Here is a 22,264-nt window from a genome sequence, read left to right as displayed (position 1 = left end):
CTGAACGCTAATCCTCAAAAAGGGCTCTCGATATTAACACGAAAGCCCTAGCCCTGATGGCAGCGGCATCCTTTTGCAGAGCATCGCGGCGCAAAAGATATAGCGTACAGCAGGATTAGCTTCTAATAAAAAACTATCTTTGCCGCAGCAAAAATACCTCAGCCATGAATCAGAAACCGGGCAACAACCGCCGCAATGCCAAACCGGCCAGTGCCAAACCTAAACCGCCAATGCCGAAGCGTTCTCAGGCTAAGAAAGCCATACCTGAAAGCGCACCCGCTGCCAAACCGAGCAAAAACAAAGACGAAATCCGTTTGAATAAATACATCTCGAATTCAGGCGTTTGCTCTCGTCGCGATGCCGATATTTATATCCGTTCGGGCAATGTGAAAGTTAATGGCGTGCCGGTGACCGAAATGGGCTATATGGTCAAACCGGGCGATGTCGTGAATTTTGATGGTGCGGTGCTGACTCCGGAAAAGAAAGAGTACATCTTGCTCAACAAACCCAAGAATTTCACCACTACTTCTGAAGAAGGCCGTGAAGACCGCAATGTGCTCGAACTCGTGCGCGGCGCCTGCAACGCCAAACTCGCCCCGGTAGGCAGAATGGACATGACCACCACCGGACTTTTGCTGTTCACCAACGACACCGACTTGATTCGCAAATTCAGTTTGCCGAACCAGAAATCTTTTAAAATTTACCAAGTGTCGCTCGATAAAAACCTCAAGTTTGAAGACTTGGAAAAAATCTCAGGCGGCGTTACCTTAGACGGACATCGTTTGTATGTAGACGAAATCAGCTACATCGAAGGCCAACCCAAAACCGAAGTCGGAATCAAATTGCGCACAGCCAACGTTAAAGTGGTTCGCTCCATTTTTGAGCAGTTCAAATACAACGTTTTGAAAGTAGACCGCGTTTCGTTTGCCGGCCTCACCAAGAAGAACTTGCCGCGTGGCAATTGGCGTTTTTTGACCGAACAAGAAATTATTAATTTGAAGAATGTTTGAGAGAGTGCCTTAGTGCCTTAGTGCCTTAGTGCCTTAGTGCCTTAGTGCCTTAGTGCAAAATTAAAAAATATTGAATCGCTGCTTTTTGAGCGTGATTTTTCTTGAATATGGAACACCAAAACTTATCGATTGCCCACAAATGGTTTGCAGCTTTTAATGAGCACAATCTAGAATCATTACTCGATTTATACGACGACCAAGCCGAACATTACAGTCCGAAACTCAAAATCAAGAAGCCGGAAACCAATGGTCTAGTGAAAGGCAAAAAGGCATTGTGGGATTGGTGGCAAAGTGCTTTTGAATCGATTCCGAGCCTGCATTACCGCGTAACTTCGCTCACTGCCAATGACGACCGCGTATTTATGGAATATGTACGATCGGTGCAAGGTGAAGCCGATTTGCGTGTGGCCGAAGTGCTCGAAATCAAACAAGGAAAAATCGTATTCTCGCGCGTTTATCACGGTTAAGCTGTTAGCAGCAAACTGTTTTTAAACTAATTTTAGAGTAATGATTAAATGACCGGTACATAAGCTGCTGCATATCGTGTAAATTTCTATACCTTAAAATTAATCCTACAATCTCTTATAATCAATATAAAATCATTGGCTAAAACCGATAGAATTTTTATCGCTGTGTTTTGTGGAGCCCAACCCTTTTCGAGAGCTTGTTGAGTTTGGTTACAGAATTTTAACAGATAAATAAATACCCGCAATCCGCCGTAGCAAGGAAATTAAAGTTATATTTGTTTCAATACTAAAAATTACTTTATGAATATTTTCGTTGGAAGCCTTCCCTTCAGTATGGAGGAAGCAGATTTAAGAGCGTCTTTCGAGGCCTATGGTGCAGTGGATACTGTAAAAATTATTACCGATAAGTTTACCGGAAGAAGTAAAGGTTTCGGATTCGTGGAAATGACCAACGATGACCAAGCCCTTAAAGCCATCGAAGAACTCAATGGTGCTACAGTACAAGGCCGCGCGATTGTGGTCAACAAATCAGTACCAAAACCAGAAGGAGAAAGAAGAAGCTTTAGCAACAACCGCGGAGGTTCAAGCCGCGAGAGATACTAATCGGGATTGATTTTATAACACCCAAATTCTTATTTTACAAAACCATTCAAAGAATCGATTCGTCGGTTTTTTGAGTGGTTTTTTGTTGATAACTTCCAGCGGTTTCTTCGGGCAAAATCAGCTAAATTTGAAGTTCGTTTTTTTTCCAATCACAGCGCCTGAAATACCAACATGTACTTAATATTTGATACCGAAACCACCGGATTGCCCAAACGCTGGGACGCGCCCATTACCGACACCAACAACTGGCCACGTTGTGTTCAAATCGCTTGGCAGTTACACGACGAGATGGGAAAAATCATCGAACATCAGGATTATCTCATCTCCCCTGAAGGTTTCAACATTCCGTACGATGCCGAACGCATTCATGGTATTTCAACCGAATTGGCCACCGAGCAAGGCATTGCTTTGGCCGAAATGCTTGAAAAGTTCAACATTGCGCTATCGAAAACCAAGTTTATCGTCGGTCAGAATTTAGGGTTTGATATCAATATCTTGGGTTGTGAGTTCCATCGATTAGGGATTGAAAACAAACTGATTTCCACACCGGTTTTAGACACTTGTACCGAAGTCACGGCCTCGCTTTTAAAACTGCCCGGAGGCCGCGGCGGAAAATTCAAACTGCCCACGCTGACCGAGCTGCACCAATATTTGTTCAACGTTCCTTTTGCCGAAGCGCACAACGCCACCGCAGACGTTGAAGCCACCACGAGGTGTTTTCTAGAACTCGTCCGATTGGAAGTATTTACCGCCGAAGAATTGCGCGTCACGCCCGACTATTTCGAGAACTTCCGCAGTAAAAATCCGCGTCAAATTGATGCTGTAGGGTTGTTGCATACTAATTTAAAAGAAGCATCCGAGAAAATTCGTCAAAGAATGGGCGGCCAACAAAGTGCTCCAATTTCGCGACAAGAAATCTCCGAAAATCAACAATTGCTAGCCGATGTCGATTTTGCACATTTGCACAACCATACGCAATTCTCGGTTTTACAATCTACCATCAGTGTGGCAGCGTTAGTCAAAGCTGCCATCCAACAAAAAATGCCGGCAGTGGCCATCACCGATCACGCCAACTTGATGGGCGCTTTCCATTTTGTTCGCGATATTCTTAACCACAACAAAGCCGCAGAAGTTAAAAATGCTGCCGCTATTGAAAAAGGCGAAACCCCAACAGAGAAAACACTCAAACCCATCGTCGGCTGTGAATTTTACGTTTGTGACGACCACCAAGACAAAACCCGAAAAGACAACGGTTATCAAGTGGTGCTATTGGCCAAAAACAAAAACGGTTACCACAATCTGGCGAAAATGTCATCGATTGCATACACTAGTGGTTTTTATTATGTGCCGCGAATTGACAAAAATGTGATTGCGCAATATAAGGAAGATTTGATTGTACTTTCAGGTAATTTGTATGGTGAAATTCCGAATAAACTTTTGAATCTGGGTGAAAACCAAGCAGAAGAAGCGCTTTTGTGGTGGAAAGAAACTTTCGGCGAAGATTGCTATTTAGAGCTCATGCGCCACAATCAAGAAGACGAGAACCGCGTCAATGAAGGATTGCTCGCTTTGTCCAAAAAACACCAGGTTAAAGTTGTAGCGACCAACAACACTTTCTACATCAATAAAGAAGATGCCAATGCCCACGACATTTTGCTTTGTGTGCGCGACGGTGAAAAACAAACTACTCCGATTGGTCGTGGCCGTGGTTACCGTTACGGTTTGCCAAACCAAGAATACTACTTCAAGTCGGGCGAGGAAATGAAACGGCTTTTTCACGATTGCCCCGAAGCCATTTCCAACATTACAGAAATTATCGACAAAATCGAATCATACAATTTGGCGCGCGAAGTGTTATTGCCGAAATTCGAAATTCCGCAAGATTTTGTCGTGCCTGAAGATTTAACCGATGGCGGCAAACGCGGCGAGAACGCTTACTTGAAACACTTGACTTTTGCGGGTGCCAAAAGGCGATATGGAGAAATCACGCCTGAAATTCAGGAGCGCATCGATTTTGAACTCACCACAATTGAGAATTCGGGTTATCCGGGTTACTTTTTGATTGTTCAGGATTTCATTGCTGCAGCCCGAAATATGGGCGTTTCCGTTGGGCCGGGCCGGGGTTCTGCCGCGGGTTCCGTGGTGGCTTATTGCCTCGGTATTACCAACATCGACCCACTGATGTACAACTTGCTTTTTGAGCGTTTTTTGAATCCAGACCGTGTGTCTTTGCCTGATATCGATATTGATTTTGACGATGAAGGCCGTAGCAAAGTCATGGATTATGTGATCAACAAATACGGTTCAAAACAAGTCGCGCAGATTATTACTTATGGTACGATGGCCGCCAAATCCGCGATTCGTGATACCGCAAGAGTTCTAGATTTACCCTTATTCGAAGCCGACAAGATTGCCAAGCTGATTCCCGGCATGATTCCATCAAAATGGAGTTTGTCGCGCTTTTTAACTGATCAGGAAGCTGAGATTAAGAAGGTTTTGCGCCCAGAAGATTTCGACCGCATCAAGGAACTCATCAACCTTTCTAAAGAAGAAGACCTGAGCGGGGAAACCATCCAACAAGCCAAAGTACTCGAAGGAAATTTACGCAACACGGGCATCCATGCTTGCGGTGTGATTATTACTCCTGACGACATTACCAATTTCGTTCCGGTAGCTACGGCAAAAGATTCGGATTTGTTCGTCACGCAATTCGATAACTCAGTGGTAGAAAGCGCCGGCTTGCTCAAGATGGACTTCCTCGGGCTGAAGACCTTAACGCTTATTAAAGATACCGTCAAACTCGTAAAATACCGCACCGGCGTGGAACTCAACCCCGATGAATTTCCGATTGACGATGCGAAAACTTACGAACTTTTTCAACGCGGTGAAACGGTCGGGATTTTCCAATATGAAAGTGCCGGAATGCAGAAATACATGAAGGAACTCAAACCTACTGTTTTCAACGACTTAATCGCCATGAACGCTTTGTATCGCCCGGGTCCGATTGCTTACATCCCGAGTTTCATCAAACGAAAAAATGGCGAGGAACCGATTGAATACGACCTAGAAGCTTGCGAAGAATTGCTCAAAGACACCTACGGAATCACGGTTTATCAGGAGCAAGTAATGCTTTTGTCTCAGAAACTGGCCGATTTCTCTAAAGGTGATGCCGATGTTTTGCGTAAAGCGATGGGAAAAAAACAGCGCGACGTACTCGATAAAATGAAGCCCAAATTCGTAAGTCAAGCCGCAGCAAAAGGCCATTCGGAAGAAAAACTCGAAAAAATCTGGAAAGATTGGGAAGCCTTTGCCGAATATGCGTTCAACAAATCGCACTCGACCTGTTATGCTTGGGTGGCTTACCAAACAGCTTACCTCAAGGCCAATTATCCGGCAGAATACATGGCGGCTGTGCTCTCCAACAACATGAGCGATATCAAACAAGTATCGTTCTTTATGGAAGAATGTAAACGCATGGGCTTGCAAGTTCTCGGGCCGGATGTCAACGAATCTTTCTATAAATTTACCGTAAACGAAAATTATGCGGTGCGCTTCGGAATGGGCGCCATCAAAGGCGTTGGAATGGGCGCGGTAGAAACCATCGTGCAGAACCGAAAAGAAGTAAAATACAAGTCCATTTTCGATTTGGCCAAGCGCATTGACTTGCGGGCTGCCAATAAAAAAGCTTTTGAAAATCTGGCGTTGGCCGGTGGTTTTGACTCTTTCACAGGAACCAGTCGCGCACAGTATTTCCACGATGAAGGTGACGGCATCACGTTCTTGGAAAAAGCCATGCGCTACGGAGCAAAATTTCAGGAGAACGAAAATTCCTCGCAAGTGAGTTTGTTCGGAGAAGCCAGCAATGTGCAAATTCCTGAACCGGTAGTGCCTCCTTGTGAAGATTGGAGCACGATGGAGAAACTCGCCAAAGAAAAAGAAGTCGTCGGGATTTATATTTCGGGACATCCGCTGGACGATTATAAATTTGAGATGCAATATTTCTGCAGTGCCAAACTGGAAGCACTCAAGAATCTCGAACAATATCTTAATAAAACACTGAGTTTCGGAGGTATCATTACCAATGTTCAACATCGTACCGCCAAAAACGGCAAGGGTTGGGCTTCGTTCGTAATGGAAGGCTACGACGAAAGTTACGAATTCCGAATTTTTGGTGAGGAGTATTTGAAGTTCCGCCATTTCTTGATTCAGAATAATTTCACTTATATGAAAGTAGCTGTTAAAGAAGGCTGGGCCGACAAAGAAACAGGCAAAAAAGGCGAACCCAGATTGCAGTTTTTGCTGGTGCAATACCTTCAGGACGTATTGCCGGCTTTTGCCAAGAAACTCATCATTCATCTCAATATTCAAGATTTGCAGTCTGAGATGATTACCAAACTGAGTACTATTTTCCAATCCAACAAAGGCGAACACCATGTGGATTTTGAAGTACTAGAACTCGAAACCGTAAAGAAACAAGTGGAGGTGCCTTCAACTGAAATAGTAGGTGATACTGACGAAATTCCAACAGACGAGGAAATTTTGAGTGAAGACAACGCCCCAATGACCATGACCACGGAAGTGGAGGAAACACGTGTAGTGACCCGGCTTCAGATGCCAAGCAGAAAACTTAAAATTAAAATCTCAGGTGAATTGTTGCAGGAACTTGAAAAAATGCAGGTCAACTTCAAACTCAACTAATACTTGGTTCTAATGGTTTCCTGAAGAAGCTTTTTTGCCCGAGATCCACTTTGAAAAGCATCAACGCATATAAAAAAGCGGGAGCAGCCGTGCGCATGCCAGAATGGTTGATGGATAAAAACCAGAAAGCAAAAAAAACAGCCAGATAGACATTATGTCGGGTTTTGAAAAACAACACCAGTGGTGTGAGAATCAAAATCAAAATACTAAGCAAACCGCTGATACCATGTTCAGCCAAGAGTCTGGTTATTTCATCATGCGAACTGAACACTCTCGCGTTTTCAGCTTGATTAATTTTAATCCGTTCTCCAGGTCCAGTGCCTAAGATTGGGTTCTCAATAAATAATTTAATTTGCAATTCCGCCAAACCTTTACGGTCGAAATCTCGCTCTTTTAATAGGTTGCCCCGATGGTCTCGATTGGTATATCGGTTCAGGATTAGCCCGTTGGTTTGGTAATAAATTAGCCCCACCACCAATAAAACAGACAGTGTGAAATACATCGCGCCTATTTTAGCAATCGTCTTTCCAAAAGCATCAGAGAAACAATAGACAGAGCCTAAAAAAACCACGCAAATCGCCAATCCTGTAATCATTCCGCCACGTGAGAAGGTCATCAATCCCACATAACACAAAAAAGCTGAAATCGACAAATTAATCAAACTGAGTGCTTTTTTATTGATCATAATCACAAACTGCATAAAGAAAACAAACATGCCTAAACCCAATACTGTAGCCACTTGGTTAGGGCCAAAACCACCAGAGAACATGGCGTTGGAAGAAACACCTCGCATATAAGTATCGACCTCAGGACTATATAAAAAGACATAAACCCCACAACTCAAGATGGGAAGTCCCATGGCAATAATAACTTTATTTAGCGCTCTCAAAGTGAGTTTTTTATCAAAGGCATAGATGGCAAGTGCTCCCAAACAAATTGGGCCAGAAAGGTCGAATACAATTCCGTTAAAAGTACTTTTTGTAAGTGCTGTTAGATCTTTTTCAAACACAACACTCGGCACAAGAGCTAAAAGATAAATCCAGTAGGGAAATGACTTTTTCGAAAACCCATCATAGAAAACACCCAAACCGGCAAGTAATACCAATCCACATTTTACAAACTCATAATTCAAAAAATTACTGGTCATTCGCAGTAAAACCTCATTACCGATAAGATAACCTGCCACTTGAAGCACTTCATGATTCTTGTTTTGGTTCCAAAGAATATATAAAACCCCGAGCAAAGCTGTTGCAATTCCGTAATAAGTTCCCAAACTCGGGTTTTGAAATAGTACACTACCAAGAATAATGTGAAGAAATAGCAAGAAGAAATACTTTTTATCAGCAGATAAATTTGTGGCCCAAGAAGGTATAACTGTATCCATTGAAATTCAGGTCTAAGCTTTGAAACAAATGTAATCAAATGCCCAAATTTAGTTTATTGGTCAATTAGAATTTGATGGATGGCATTTAGAATTTGAAATCGTTGGGTTAGAATTTAGCTATGCTGTAATAGTGAAAAGTAATTTTTAATTGGGTGGATGTTCAGGTTTTAATCCTTACTTTTGTCGGCATAATACTAATCAAAAATAATTATGGCTTTAGCAATAACCGATGCTACTTTTGATGAAGTAGTTTTAAAATCAGACAAACCGGTAATGGTAGACTTTTGGGCAGCTTGGTGTGGCCCTTGTAGAATGGTAGGCCCAATCATTGATGAAATCAGCGAAGAATTTGCAGGTCGTGCCGTCATCGGAAAAGTAGACGTAGATGCCAATCAGGAATTTGCCGCAAAATATGGTGTAAGAAACATCCCGACCGTATTGGTATTCCAAAATGGAGAAGTAGTGGGCCGCCAAGTAGGTGTAGCTCCAAAACAAACTTACGCCGATAGCTTAAACGCCTTGTTGTAAGCAGTTTGAAAAATAAGTACAAAGGTTCGATATTCTCGAGCCTTTTTTATTGGAAAAATAAACCCCGACTGTTTGAATCGGAGTTTTATTTTTATTAGGGAAACTCTATTGTAATTTAGCCAGCCAATAGGAAGCATTCAAATGAAGCCGCGAATGATTGCCGCTGACTTCGGTCCAGCCCGGATATAACGTATCACTTGGGTTTCCGGTTCCATCATCGGCCGGTGAACTATCGGTGATTAAAAATACGCGTCCGTTGAAATACGTAGACGAAGCACACATAACTCCTGTTGTACTAGTTTTTGCCAAGCCGGTTTTCCAGATTAAACCTTTCACTGCTGCATTAGCTGAAGGCGTAATTTTAATTGAAGACCCAGCACTAAACTTTAATTGGGTTACCGCACCTTGAGAACCGTTAAGAATAGTGTTGGTTGCATCATTCAAAATATTAGTGGTCGTTTGTGAGAAATTGGTGAGTTCTACTGCCAGTCCGAATGGATTTGTTTGAACACTATTGTTGGTCATTAAATCGTTCCAGATGGCCGCCGAATCTTTACCGTCGTTGTTTCTATCTGAGCCGTTGTGGTTGGCAATCATTAACAACCCGCCGCCATTTTTGACAAAATTAATAATCGCCGTTTTTTGAGCTGCAGTAAAAAGAGTATTCGGCTCGTCAACGATATATACATTGTAATTCGACAAATCTTGCGGATTGCTCGTATTACCATAAGTGATGGCCGCACCTGGGGCTAAGGTTTCCACTGTGTGGCCTTCTTTAACTAGTGCGATACCCCAAGCAGAAAGACCGCCTCGCCAGTAATTTTCTGATGTAGTGGCTGTTACTGTACTTTGCAGCGGGCTCGGATAACGTATCGGTGTGCCGCTGGAATTTTCACAAATCACCCAATCTGCATTTCCGGCAGTTTGAGCTTTGGTAGCGTCAAATAAGAATTTTTTGGGTGTCGTAGTTCTCGCTTGCGGAGTAGTTGTAGGATTTGGCGATGTAGTTGCTTTTTCATCATTATTGCACGAGAATAATACCGATGAAATAAGCCCAACGAAGATAATTTTTCTAAAAATCATAGTTAGTAATTGATTTTGTTAGTGTTCAAATAAATGCATTTTGGGAATTTAAATAACAAATTGGTTTTGTTCCGAGCGATAAAACAGTTCTATCAGTAGAAACCCTATCTCAGATTCATTTTTTTTATTTTAAATCCTCTTTTTTTTGTGGCAATACTAAAGTAAAAACTGTTCCTTCATTTTTTTGGGTTTCAACCGAAATTTTACAGTCAATCGCTTTGGCTAAATCGCGAATCAGATGCAAGCCTAAACCGGTTTTGATGCCCACCACTTCTGTATCGTCATATAGTGCTTTGAACTGTTCTTGTGTTGCCCCTGGACCATTGTCTGTGATGGATAAATAAATGGTTTCATTGACTTGCCAAGCTTTCCAAACAATGGCCGGTTGGGATGTTTTCTCCAGAGCTTTCACCGCATTGGAAGTCAGGTTTCTCATGATGGTTTTGAGGTAATTCACATCCGTATTCACGATAATTTGGTCAGAATTCTTATACTCAAAAGCGATATGGGCTGAACTGGCAAAAAAGATCTTCAACTCTTCGAATAACATCTGAAGCTTAAACCTTTCTGGCTGCGGACGAAAATGTTCCATTTGGCCTTTGCTCCACAGCAGCATGTCCTCCATCGACACCACTAAATTTTCAGCCGACTCCATGGTTTGCTTCTCGATACTGGCTTTGGTAGTTTCATCGAGTAACTCGGGGCTTTCCTTTTGCAGATGCAAGAAGTGAATCAGGTTGTATACCGGACTGCGTAAATCGTGATTCAGAATGCTGAAAAAACGTGCTTTGATTTTGTTGGCTTGATCTAGTTCGTGGTTTTTATGAGCCAAATCTTGGTTCAAGACCCGCAATTTACGGTTGGTTTTTCTCCGGTTGTGACTTTGGTAAAATAGCATTCCTCCAATGATACTCAGTAAAACCACACCAAGAGTTAACATCCATTTTTGCTTTTCTTTGGCTTCGAGTTGCAGCTTTCGAATTTTAAGTTCGCGATCACGCAGCTCAATCGCACGTTTATCTTCCAAGTTTTTGATGGTTTCTTTGTTCTCAAAATTGAACACCGAATCTTCATAAACCATGGCTGTTTCATATGAGCTTAAGGCTGATTTATAATCGCCGCGCAGTTTGTGTACTTGGGTTAGACTCGAAAAATCATAGGCCAAATCTCGACTGCTATTGAGTTGCTGGTGCAACTTTACTGCTTTGTTCAAATTCACAATCGCGCTATCGAGAAAGTAAGTTTGATTAGAGTTTGCTTTTGCCTTACCAATAAAGGAATCGCCTAAAACCCCATGAATAAAAGCGATAATTTGTTGGTTTTGATTCCCTAGGCTTTGCTCTTTTATTGCTAAATGACAGTTTTGGATGGCCCTATCATAATCCCCTAGATTGTAATAAACCAGTGCGATATCTGATAAAATTCTTGCTTGAAGCTGTTCATTGTGAAGTTTGCGGTTTAAGATAATTGCCTGGTTGTAATAACTCAGTGCTTTATGTGGTTCTTGCAAGCTTGTATAAACCCCAGCTATATTTCTGTAAACAATAGCCAAATCCAAATCATTACCTAACTGCCGATTGAGTTGGGCTGCTTTATTAAAAAATGTAATCGCTTTGTTGTAGTTCTGAATACCAAAATAAACCGAACCTAAATTAGTAGCTATTTTAGCAACATACTTACGATCTCCAATAGTTTCCGCCGCTTTTAAGGCACGAAGCAAGTAATCTAGTGCGTGGGTAAAATCGCTTTTGTTGAGATAAATTCCGCCAATGTTCAGATATATTTTACTGGAGAGTTTGGGTGTGGCCCACTTCAAAGATTCCTGAAAATAAACCAAAGATTGGTCATAATCAAAATGCGAATTGTAAATGATACCGAGTTCGAAATTGGCTTTGGCGATGCCTTCTTTCCACTGTAATTCTTGCGCCAAATTCAGGGCTTGTTTGGCATAAGAAACCGCTTTGATGGTATCGGTTTCATTATAATACAACGAAATCTTATTGAGCTGATTGACTCGGGAAGTATCGGCTTTACTAGTTTTAAGCGCAGCCAGCATTTGGTTAATGTCTAGGGTTTTCTGAGCCCAAGTCATGGTCGAAAAAAGCAACAAAACCAGCCCGGAAAATTTCCCCATAACCCCTAACTAATAATTACTAACCACTAATTACTAATTCCTGTCTCACGACTTCCTTATAACTTCTACCCACCGGAAGTAAAGTGTTGTTGCTGAGCATCACTTCCTGCGCCATAATCTTCTTGACAAAAGGTTTCTGAATGGCAAAACTGCGATGAATCCTGACAAAAGCCTGAAACGGATCTTGCTTCAAAAGCGAACCCAAGTTAGACCAAACACAGTGCTTTTTCTGAGGCGTAACCAGCAGGGTATAATCTTTCAAAGCCTCAAGATATAAAATATCGAAAAGATTGACTTTGGATTTCTCCGAACCTTCTTTGATAAAAATCACATTCTCGCCAAAACTGAGTTCGAATAAATTCGCTTTTTCTTTAATTTCCAGAAACTGCTCAATGCGTTGCATGGCGCGCTGGAACCTTTCAAAACGCAACGGTTTCACAATGAAATCTAGGGTTTCCAATTCGAAACTCTCCACGGCATATTCTGCGTGTCCTGTGATAAAAATACAAACCGGAACATCCATAGCTTTTTTGCGCAGTGCTACCCCGCTGGAACCCGGCATATCAATGTCCAGGAAAAGAATATCTACTTTGGTTTTGCTTAAAACTTCAATCGCTTCATCAGCCGAAGCATACGCCCCAATGATATTGAGTTGGTCAAATCGTTTGGCAAACGAAACTACGGTAAGTCGGTCAACGTCTTGATCGTCAACGATGATACAATTCCATTTTTTCATTTTCAGCACATTAGCTTTCAAAAGTAAAAATTTCTGGGTTAAAAAAGCTGCTCGTATAATAAAATTGTCGTTCGTATAAAATTCCCACCCGGCGCGGTTTTAATGCCCAATTTTGCCGCAAAATAAGCAACAATGAAAACCATTTTTAGAGCATTTTTGATTCTTTTTACAGCATCGGCACAAGCACAAGTGGGGATTAATACTACTGCACCCGACGCACAACTCGACATCAAGGCCAGCAATTCGGTAGCTCCAGCCAATACTGATGGCTTGTTAATCCCAAGGGTTGACGCTTTCCCAGCTACTAACCCAACTGCGGCTCAGCAAGGGATGATGGTCTATTTGACTACTGCTTCTAGCGGCAATCTTCCCGGATTTTATTATTGGGACAATTTCACCACCAGTTGGGTTGGGGTATTATCCTCAGGAAAAGGCGATAAAGATTGGTATAAAGTGGGAACAACGAGTTCGCCAACAGCTATTACCGATGATGTGTACAGAACCAGTAAAGTAGGAATAGGAGAAACCAATCCATTTTCAAAATTGCATGTCAAGACCAATGCTTCAGGGATGACACCCAACCCTTTAGCTTTGGCTACTCTTGAAAATAATGTAAATACTTACTTCCATCTATTGTCAGGCACTGAATCTGGAGTGTTATTTGGGAGCAATGGTGTTTCTACAGATGGCGGTATCCTATACGGTGCTGGTTTGCCGCGAAGCCTTTTTTTTAGAACCAACGGAAACGCTAATAGGATGATCATTTCAGATGTTGGCAACATCGCTTTGGGGAATTTCATCCCGGTTTATCCTTTACATTTCCCGGCAACCCTCGGAGATAAAATTTCTATTTTTGGTAGCGGTGCCGCTCACTATGGTTTTGGAGTACAATCGGCGCTATTGCAAATGCATTCGGCAACCAGCACCGATGACATTGCTTTTGGTTACGGCAACAGCGCAGCATTTACTGAAAATGTTCGCTTCAAAGGCACCGGAGAAGTCGGCATCGGAAATTCAAATCCTACAGTCCCTTTGCATTTTGCTGCCTCTTTGGGAGATAAAGTCTCTCTATGGGGTTCTGGGGCCAATCATTATGGTTTTGGTATGCAATCTAACTTAATGCAAATTCACTCTGATTTTAATTTTAGCGACATTGCTTTTGGATACGGAAGCAGCGGTGCTTTTACTGAAAATGTAAGATTTACCGGAGATGGTTTCGTTGGTATAGGAAATAACAATCCTACTGTTCCGTTGCATTTTCCGTCCACTTTAGGAGATAAAATTGCTTTATGGGGAAGCGGATCTGGTTATTACGGCTTTAGTGTTCAAACTCTTGCCTTGCAGATTCATACCAGTAACAACAATGGAGATGTGGTATTTGGTCATGGCGCCACAACTGGTTTAACAGAGACCATGCGCATTAAAGGCAACGGAAAAGTAGGAATCGGTGAAACCAACCCATTTTCAAAATTGCATGTCAAAACCAATGCTTCGGGCATGACACCGAACCCTTCAGCGATGGCTACTCTTGAGAACAATGCCAACACCTACTTCCATTTGCTTTCGGGCGATGAGTCTGGGGTGCTATTCGGAAGTAACGGTGTTTCTACAGATGGCGGTGTTCTATATGGAGCCGGTTTGCCGCGAAGCCTTTTTTTTAGAACCAACGGAAACGCTAATAGGATGATCATTTCAGATGTTGGCAACATCGCTTTGGGGAATTTTGTTCCAGTTTATCCCTTACATTTCCCAGCAACCCTTGGAGATAAAATTTCTATTTTTGGTAGCGGTGCCGCACACTATGGTATTGGAGTACAGTCGGCGCTATTGCAAATGCATTCCGCAGCCAGTACCGATGACATTGCTTTTGGTTACGGTAACAGCGCAGCATTTACTGAAAATGTTCGTTTCAAAGGCACCGGAGAAGTAGGCATCGGCACCACTACGCCTACTGCTGAACTCGAAGTCAATGGTTTTACCAAAATGGGCACTACGGCACCGGCCGTGAAAATGCTTAAATTCACCGGAACCACCGCCGCGCTTCAAGGTAATACCTCCGTTATTTTACATGGCTTGACCAGTTCTAAAATACTTGCGGTTAATATTTTGGTAGAATACACCTCGGGTTCTAGCGTACCTCCTTCTTACACAGCCTCAGCAGGTTACGAATATGATTATTTTGTAAGTGCTACAGGAATCACCATTTGGAACAAAACTGGAAACTCAGCCAATATCTTGTCCAAACCCTTTAGAATTTTGGTGACTTATGAAGAATAAGCTTTACAAAGAAGATTTCTTGGGCAAGCTGATTTGAATGGTAGTTCCTTGCCCGATTTGACTTTTCACCTCGATTTTAGCCTCAATGGCTTTGGCTAAATCGCGAATCAGATGCAAGCCTAAACCGGTTTTGATGCCCACCACTTCTGTATCGTCATATAATGCTTTGAACTGTTCTTCATCAGCACCCAAACCGTTGTCTGTAATTGATAAAAGAATACCTTTTTCATTTTGCTCGGCTTTCCAGATGATGATTGGATTTTGGGTTTGCTCTAATGCTTTTACAGCGTTGGCAGTTAAATTCCGCAGGATGGTTTTGAGGTAATTTGGATCGGTGTGAATTTGCAAATTGGCCGAATCATGTAATTGCAATTCAATGTGATGCTCACCAGCGAAATGAGTTTTAATATCTTTAAAAAGCTCCGAAATATAAAAGGTTTTGGGCTGTGTCTCAAAATTGTCCATTTGATCTTTGGTCCACAATAGCAAATCTTCCATAGTTTGTAAAAGATTTTTGGCTGAAGTTAAGGTCTCATTTTCAATGCGCTCTTTTGACTCTGGTGTCAGTAATTCTGGACTTTGCTTTTGAAATTGAACAAAATGAATAAAACTATTCACCGGGCTTCTTAAATCGTGATTTAAAATGCTCAGCAATTGGGCTTTTATTTTATTTGAATAGGCTAGTTCAAGGTTCAGATCGGCTAATTTGCGATTGGCTTTTTTTCGTTGATGGTTCTGAAACCAAAGTAATGCTCCAATAATGCCCAAAAGCAAAATCCCCAACATTAAATAGTTTTTCTGCTTTTCTTTTGACTCAAGTTCGAGTTTATTGATTTTGATCTGATTGTCGCGCAATTCAATGGCTCTTTTGTCTTCGAGATTTTTGATGGTCTCTTTGTTTTCAGCGCTAAAAATAGAATCTTTATACACTTTAGAAAGTTGATAGAATTCCAATGCCGATTTGTAATTTCCTTGTAATTGATCAATTTGATACAGCCTGTCATAATCTTCAAAAAGCGCTTTTTGGTGATTTATTTTTTTGTTGAGGCCAACAGAATAAATAAAATGCGCTCGGGCCTTTTTTAATAATTCAGGTTGGTTGTTTTTTTCTTTTGCCATCTCAAGATATACACTCCCCATGATGCTTGAACAAAGCGAAATTACTGATTCATCGGGCGTTCCTTGATTGGTGATGGCGTTGGCGTTTTTGCAATACTCTATCGCCAAAGCGTATTTTTTTTGCTCATAAAAAACATTAGCCGTTGATGCCAGATAGGTGGCTTGCGCCGTTTTGTCGCCGAGTTTTTCGGTTATTTTCAGGCCGTTTTCGTAGCATTTGAGCGCAGAGTCAAACTGATGAATGTCATAATAGATATTGCCCAAGGTTAACAAAATTCTACTCAAACCTTGTTGGTTGTTGATTTTTTTATTGGCTTGCAACGCTTTCTGATTGTAAAAAATGGCCTTTTGTGTATCGCCCAAAGCATAATAAAGTGCCGCAATATTGTAATAAGTTGGGGCGATGCCTTGTGCATAATGCAATTTTTCTTTGATTTTCAAAGACTGAAAATAATAAGACAACGCTTTGCTGTATTGACTTTGATAGCTATAGGTCAACCCGATGTTGTTGAGCAAATCACTTTTTATTTTTTCATTTTTACTAGCCTTAAGCCCGAGGGCGTAATAATTCAGGGCCGATGGGAAATCAGATAAGGTAGAATAATTTAATCCGATGTTCTTATAGGCATTGGCTACACCGTCGGACCAATTTATTTTTTTAGCCAAGGCCAGTGTTTTTTGACCATAAATGATTCCTTGTTCGGGATTGATGTTGTGATAGGCAAATGAAAGCTGTCTGAGCGCATTTACTTTAAGCGTGTCGTCTTTCATTTTAGGCAGTACAGTCTGTAAAGAATCTATCAAAGCTTGTCCTTCTTTTTGCGCTTGAACTGTGCAGATGAAAAGGCAAACCAAAAAAATAAATAGTTTTTTCATAAGTGCTGCTTTAACTGGCTTTTATAACTTCTTCCGATGGGAATGGTCGCTCCGTTGATGAGTTCAATATCTGTAGCATGTATTTTTTTGATGAAGTGCTTTTGTATGGCAAAACCTCTGTGAACACGCACAAATGATTGAAAATCAATTTCTAAAAGTAGATTCCCGAGGTTGCGCAAAATGCGGTGTTTCTTTTGATTGGTGACCAACAAAGTATAATTTTTGAGCGCTTCGAGATACAAAATATCAGAGAATTTGAGCTTGGTTTGCGCATGTCCTTCTTTAATGTAAATATAATCAGCGCCCAATGTTGACTCAAAAAGATGCGCTTTTGAGGTGATTTCTAAATACGAATGGATGCGTTGTAAACTGAGCGTAAATCTTTCAAAAGTCAAGGGTTTTACAATGTAGTCCAAAGCCTCTAATTCAAAACCTTCCAGAGCAAATTCGGCGTGCGAGGTAATAAAAACACAAACCGGAACTTCAAGCGCTTTTTTTCTGATATCTATTCCTGAGAAATGTGGCATTTCAATGTCCAGAAAAACCACGTCAATACCGCCTTTACTGAGTGCTTCAAGAGCATCTTTTGAGGATGAAAATACGCCGACCACTTCTAAAAAAGAACATTCTTTGACAAACGAAAAAACCGTGAGTCGGTCTATTTCAATATCATCGACAATGATGCATTTCCACTTTTCCATTTCTGCGTGTATAGAGACAAATTTAGTTTTTTTTGAGCTCAAAAGATGTTATATATCCTTTTAAAAGGTTGTTGGTGTATGGATTAGTTTACATCTGCGCCGCTCATTCTAAATTTGAAGAGTCTTGATAAATCTTTTAGAAGTATGATTCGTTTATTGTTGCTTTTCATGTTGCTTTTTTTCGAACAAATAAGTTTTTCCCAAGTGGGAATTGGTACTACTGCGCCCGATGCTCAACTGGATATTCGTTCGAGCAATCAATCAGCGCCTACAGCTCATGACGGAATATTGATTCCTAAGATAGATGCATTTCCGGCGGTGAATCCGACTTCAAGTCAAGACGGTATGATGGTGTATCTCACAACAACTTCCGGGCTTAATTTACCCGGGTTTTACTATTGGAGCCAAACCGCAAGCAATTGGATCAGTATTGGCGGAACGCATCAATGGTCGCTCAACGGAAACAGCGCAACCAATCCTGTATCAAATTTTTTGGGCACCAAAGACAATCAATCGCTCATCATCAAAACCAATGATACTGAGAGATTGAAAATTGACAATACCGGTAAAATTGGAGTCGGAGGTGTCAATCCAACCTACCCGATGGAATTTAAATCAATCGTTGGCGATAAAATTTGTTTGTATAATACGGGGCCGTCTAAAAGTTATGGTTTTGGGATTGACAACAGTTTGTTGCAAATATTCAGTTCCAATCCTGGAAGCAGCATTGGTTTTGGCTACGGAAATAGTTTGTCATTTACTGAAAATGTTCGTTTTACTGGTTGGGGCGATGTGGGCATAGGCACTTCAAATCCGCAGTCAAAATTGCATATCAGAAACGGCAACTCAACCATGATCCCTAACATCAATGCTTTGGCAACCCTTGAAAACTCAGGCTCTAGTTATTTAAACATTCTTTCAGGTACTGAATCTGGAATTCTTTTCGGAGCCAATTCCACGGCTACCAATGGAGGAATTTTATACAATACACCCGGTTATACTGACTGCATGCAATTCCGTACCAGCGGAAATACCTTGCGAATGGTTTTGTCTGCAACTGGAAATATGGCTTTAGGACCTTTCATGCCTACCTATCCTTTGCATTTTTCTTCAACAACGGGTGACAAAATATCCTTGTGGGGCGGATTGGGCAATCACTACGGATTGGGTGTTCAAGGTGGTTTATTACAAATTCATTCCGCTACCAATGCAGACGATATTGCGTTCGGATTTGGCGAGAGCAATGCTTTTAACGAACGAATGCGCATCAAAGGCAACGGCAATGTAGGAATTGGAACCAATCCGAATTTCCCACTTCATTTTTCAGACCAATACGGTGATAAAATTGCGTTGTACGGAAATTCGGGCAATCATTACGGAATAGGAATTCAAAGCAATCTTTTTCAAATTCACACGCCAACGACTGCTGAAGATATTGTGTTTGGCTCGGGAAACAGTGCTGCCTTTACCGAAAAAATGCGCATCAAAGGCACCGGAGAAGTCGGTATCGGCACCAGCACACCCACTGCCGAACTCGAAGTCAATGGTTTTACCAAATTGGGATCAAATGCACCCGCCGTCAAGATGATTAAGCTTACCGGAACCACCGGAGCTACACAAGGAAATTCAACATTTATCGCACATGGTGTGAGCAGCAATAAAATTTTATCGGTCAACGTGATGGTTGAATACACCGCCGGAAATTTTGTGCCGCCTTCCTATAATGGTTCCATTGGTTACGAATACGACTATTACATTACAACCACCAGTGTTGTTATCTGGACCAAGTCAAGTAATTCAAGCAGTATTCTCTCAAAACCCATTCGTGTTTTGGTAACTTATGAAGAATAAGCTTTACAAAGAAGATTTCTTGGGCAAGCTGATTTGAATAGTAGTTCCTTGCCCGATTTGACTTTTCACCTCGATTTTAGCCTCGATAGATTTAGCCAAATCGCGCACCAAGTGCAAACCCAAACCAGACTTAATTCCCACTTTTTGGTCTGTGTCGTATAAGGCTTTAAATTGTTGCTCTTCGGCGCCTGGCCCATTGTCGGTAATGGTCAAAATGATTTGATGGTCATCTTGTTGTGCGTTCCACCGAATGGATGGTTTTTCTGTTCCGGCAAACGCATTAATGGCATTACTAGTAAGATTTCGAATGATGGTTTTCAAACAGTTTTCATCTGTATTTGCGAAAAGATTTTCTTGAATTTCGTAGCTAAAATCAATGTTCATGTATCCTGAAAAGACTTTTTGTGTATCCTGAAAAACCTGATGAATCGATGTTTTCTTCAGATTGGGCTTGAACTGCTCCATTTGGCTTTTGCTCCACAGCAAGATATCTTCCATTGAAGCAAGCAAATCTTCAGCTCCGGTAATGATTTTCTTTTCAAAACGCACTTTGGTTTGGTCATCAAGCAAATCGGGGTTTTCTTTTTGAAGGTGCAAAAAGTGAATCAAATTCGAAACCGGCGCGCGCAAATCGTGATTCAAAATACTAAAAAAACGTGTTTTATTTCGGTTGGCTTGCTCTAAATCTTGGTTGAGCAATTGTAATTTTTGATTGGCTTTTTGCCTTTGTCGGTTCTGAAACCAAAGCAAACCTCCGATGAGCAACAAGAAAACAAGACCCGATATGTAAAGGTATTTTTGTCTACTTTCAGATTCAAGTTTGACTTTGTTGAGTTGAATTTCTTTGTTTTTTAGCTCAATAGTACGTTGGTCTTCGAGCGACTGTATGGTTTGCTTAGATTCCTCACTATACAAAGTATCTTGGTACAAAGTATAGCGTTCGTGGGTTTCAAAAGCTTCTTTATACTTTTTTTGGTAACTGTATACTTTAGACAGCAATTCATAGCATTGGGCAATGACGGCCAAGTTTCCGCTGTTTTGGTCACCTTCAATACACTTCTTAAAATTGCTTTCGGCATCATTGAGCAAATTTACACCGGGCAGTCGCGTACCCTTTTCATACAGACTGAGGTAGATTTTTCCGCGTAAAAAATAAATCGAATAAATGAGCCGCAAATTTCCGGTTTGGGAAGCATAGGTTTCAGATTGGTTGAGAAACTCAATAGACTTTTCAAGGCGATTTAATTTAAAGTTAATCTCAGCGATTGACTTACAGGCGTTGCCCAATGAAAAAGGGTCACCGGCTTTTTGTGCCATCTCTAAAGATTGCTCTAAATAAGGCAAAGCTTTGAGATACTCGCCTTTGTTTTGATACTGAAATCCGATGCCCATGAGATTGGCGCAAATACTGGCCGGATTATTCATTTTTTTGGCTATGGCCAATGCTTTTTGATAATGGCTAATCGCTTTCTCTGGGTTTTCGATGTAATTATATACGGTGCCCATGAGGTAATTGGCCTCGGCAATTCCTTTGAGGTTGTTTTGGGATTCGTAGATTTTCAAAGCCAACAAGCTGTTTTTTAAACTCTGCGAATAATCACCCTCAGACAAGTAATACTTGGCAAGTAACTGGTGAACATCTGCTTTAAGGACAGTTTCTTTGGCCAATTTGAGAGCGCGGTCATAATGTGCTTTGGCCGAATCAATTTGCCCGAGGTTATTCAAATTCACGCCTTGGGCCATATGCGCTGTGGCAATCAAATCAGGGTTGCTGAGTTTTTGAGCAATTTCCATGGCTTTATGTCCGAAATCTAAACCTTGGTTTGGGTTGATGTTTCGGTATATTTTAGCCAGTTCAGTATAGATTTTTGACTTTGCTGCTGCAGGTGGATTTTGGTTCAGGGCGATCTGTAGAGAATCCATCTTTTTCTTGATGGCCGGAGGTTGTGCCATCAAACCCTGAAAGGCTAATAAAAACAAAACGATTTTTTTCATGAGAAATCTAATAAATCTTTATAACTGCGACCAATCGGAATTTTGATGCCCCCAGAGAGACCTACTTCAAGCGGCGCGGTATATTGAACATGGTTTTTCTGCACGGCGTAACTTCGATGGACACGCACAAAAGATTGAAAATAGGATTCTTTGAGTAAATTGCCCAAGCTCGAGAGCACGCAATGTTTTTTTTGAGGTGTGATAATGAGCGTGTAATCTTTAAGCGCCTCCAGATACAGAATCTCTTGAATCTTGATGCGCGTTTCCTTGTGTCCTTCTTTGATGATTACCGAATCAGTGCCGACACTTTTTTCAAATAAAGCCGCTTTTTGGCGAAGGTCAAAATACTGTTCTATGCGGGCAATGGTTTGTGCAAAGCGATCTTTCTTGACTGGTTTGATAATAAAATCTAAAGTTTCTAGACCAAAGCACTCAGCGGCATGTTCCGAGTGTGCCGTGATAAAAATACAAACCGGAACTTGTTGCATGATTTTTCTGAATTCTAATCCGCTCAGGCCGGGCATGTCAATATCCAAAAACAAAATGTCTGTATCGGGCGGAACTCCGCGTTTTAATGCCTCTTCGGCCGAGCTGTAAACACCGTTTATTTTCAAACAATCATGTTTCTTGGCGTGTGCCAAAACCGTGAGTCGGTCTATTTCATCGTCGTCAATAATCAAGCACGGATGTAAGCTCATTCGCAAGTCATTTGTTCAAAAATACAAAAAAATACATACCAGAAAAAAGCTTCCAATCTACACTCGTCTATTTAAAACGACGTTGGTCTATTGGCTGTTTTTAA

The 22,264-nt window shown here is 41.4% G+C and carries 15 protein-coding genes; 7 read left to right on the top strand and 8 right to left on the bottom strand.

Going from position 1 to position 22,264, the window contains the following annotated elements; all coding sequences use genetic code 11:
- The first annotated feature begins 164 nt into the window (after positions 1-164).
- The 4 genes from G4D82_RS05870 to dnaE all read left to right on the top strand — a co-directional run bounded on the left by G4D82_RS05870 (position 165) and on the right by dnaE (position 6,778).
- On the top strand, positions 165-1,010 hold the full coding sequence (locus G4D82_RS05870) for a pseudouridine synthase (RefSeq protein ID WP_166335511.1): 846 nt from the start codon (positions 165-167) through the stop codon (positions 1,008-1,010).
- A 107-nt stretch (positions 1,011-1,117) separates the two neighbouring features.
- Positions 1,118-1,477, top strand: coding sequence for a nuclear transport factor 2 family protein (locus G4D82_RS05865; protein ID WP_166335509.1), 360 nt, complete (start codon positions 1,118-1,120; stop codon positions 1,475-1,477).
- A 300-nt stretch (positions 1,478-1,777) separates the two neighbouring features.
- Entirely contained in the window at positions 1,778-2,080 is a 303-nt protein-coding gene (locus G4D82_RS05860; RefSeq protein WP_166335507.1) for an RNA recognition motif domain-containing protein, read from the top strand.
- A gap of 171 nt (positions 2,081-2,251) precedes the next feature.
- Positions 2,252-6,778, top strand: a complete 4,527-nt coding sequence (gene dnaE, locus G4D82_RS05855; RefSeq protein WP_166335505.1) for a DNA polymerase III subunit alpha — start codon at positions 2,252-2,254, stop codon at positions 6,776-6,778.
- On the opposite strand, the gene G4D82_RS05850 is transcribed toward dnaE, so the two are convergent.
- Positions 6,771-8,162: an O-antigen ligase family protein gene (locus G4D82_RS05850; protein WP_166335503.1), complete on the bottom strand. Its 1,392-nt coding sequence runs from the start codon at positions 8,160-8,162 to the stop codon at positions 6,771-6,773. The genes dnaE and G4D82_RS05850 overlap by 8 nt on opposite strands.
- 210 nt (positions 8,163-8,372) lie before the next feature.
- Here G4D82_RS05850 and trxA point away from each other — a divergent pair, with 210 nt between their 5' ends.
- Entirely contained in the window at positions 8,373-8,690 is a 318-nt protein-coding gene (gene trxA, locus G4D82_RS05845) for a thioredoxin (RefSeq protein ID WP_166335500.1), read from the top strand.
- A 105-nt stretch (positions 8,691-8,795) separates the two neighbouring features.
- Here trxA and G4D82_RS05840 read toward each other — a convergent pair whose 3' ends face one another.
- The 3 genes from G4D82_RS05840 to G4D82_RS05830 form a co-directional block, all read right to left on the bottom strand.
- Positions 8,796-9,773, bottom strand: coding sequence for a hydrolase (locus G4D82_RS05840; RefSeq protein ID WP_166335497.1), 978 nt, complete (start codon positions 9,771-9,773; stop codon positions 8,796-8,798).
- A 124-nt stretch (positions 9,774-9,897) separates the two neighbouring features.
- Positions 9,898-11,907 carry an ATP-binding protein gene (locus tag G4D82_RS05835; RefSeq protein ID WP_166335495.1) on the bottom strand — a complete coding sequence of 670 codons (2,010 nt, stop codon included), beginning with the start codon at positions 11,905-11,907 and terminating at the stop codon, positions 9,898-9,900.
- Between the two features lie 19 nt (positions 11,908-11,926).
- Entirely contained in the window at positions 11,927-12,643 is a 717-nt protein-coding gene (locus G4D82_RS05830; protein ID WP_166335493.1) for a LytR/AlgR family response regulator transcription factor, read from the bottom strand.
- Positions 12,644-12,775: 132 nt separating this feature from the next.
- On the opposite strand from G4D82_RS05830, the gene G4D82_RS05825 reads away from it, so the two are divergent.
- Entirely contained in the window at positions 12,776-14,920 is a 2,145-nt protein-coding gene (locus G4D82_RS05825) for a hypothetical protein (RefSeq protein ID WP_166335491.1), read from the top strand.
- Between the two features lie 3 nt (positions 14,921-14,923).
- On the opposite strand, the gene G4D82_RS05820 is transcribed toward G4D82_RS05825, so the two are convergent.
- Entirely contained in the window at positions 14,924-16,915 is a 1,992-nt protein-coding gene (locus tag G4D82_RS05820) for a tetratricopeptide repeat-containing sensor histidine kinase (protein ID WP_166335489.1), read from the bottom strand.
- Positions 16,912-17,616 carry a LytR/AlgR family response regulator transcription factor gene (locus G4D82_RS05815; RefSeq protein ID WP_166335487.1) on the bottom strand — a complete coding sequence of 235 codons (705 nt, stop codon included), beginning with the start codon at positions 17,614-17,616 and terminating at the stop codon, positions 16,912-16,914. Before G4D82_RS05815 ends, G4D82_RS05820 begins: the two co-directional genes overlap by 4 nt.
- 144 nt (positions 17,617-17,760) lie before the next feature.
- Here G4D82_RS05815 and G4D82_RS05810 point away from each other — a divergent pair, with 144 nt between their 5' ends.
- Complete coding sequence (locus tag G4D82_RS05810) at positions 17,761-19,467, top strand: hypothetical protein (RefSeq protein ID WP_166335485.1); 1,707 nt, start codon at positions 17,761-17,763, stop codon at positions 19,465-19,467.
- Positions 19,468-19,470: 3 nt separating this feature from the next.
- Here G4D82_RS05810 and G4D82_RS05805 read toward each other — a convergent pair whose 3' ends face one another.
- Together G4D82_RS05805 and G4D82_RS05800 are read right to left on the bottom strand one after the other, a co-directional pair.
- Positions 19,471-21,462, bottom strand: coding sequence for a tetratricopeptide repeat-containing sensor histidine kinase (locus tag G4D82_RS05805; protein WP_166335483.1), 1,992 nt, complete (start codon positions 21,460-21,462; stop codon positions 19,471-19,473).
- The gene (locus G4D82_RS05800; RefSeq protein ID WP_166335480.1) at positions 21,459-22,160 is read right to left on the bottom strand and encodes a LytR/AlgR family response regulator transcription factor; all 702 of its coding nucleotides are present in this window, start codon (positions 22,158-22,160) and stop codon (positions 21,459-21,461) included. Before G4D82_RS05800 ends, G4D82_RS05805 begins: the two co-directional genes overlap by 4 nt.
- Positions 22,161-22,264: the final 104 nt, after the last annotated feature.

Origin of the sequence: Flavobacterium lotistagni (assembly GCF_011392125.1) — a bacterium.
Lineage (GTDB): Bacteria > Bacteroidota > Bacteroidia > Flavobacteriales > Flavobacteriaceae > Flavobacterium > Flavobacterium lotistagni.
The sequence above is the reverse complement of the archived record's forward strand: the minus strand, read 5'-3'. Positions and strand labels throughout refer to the sequence as shown.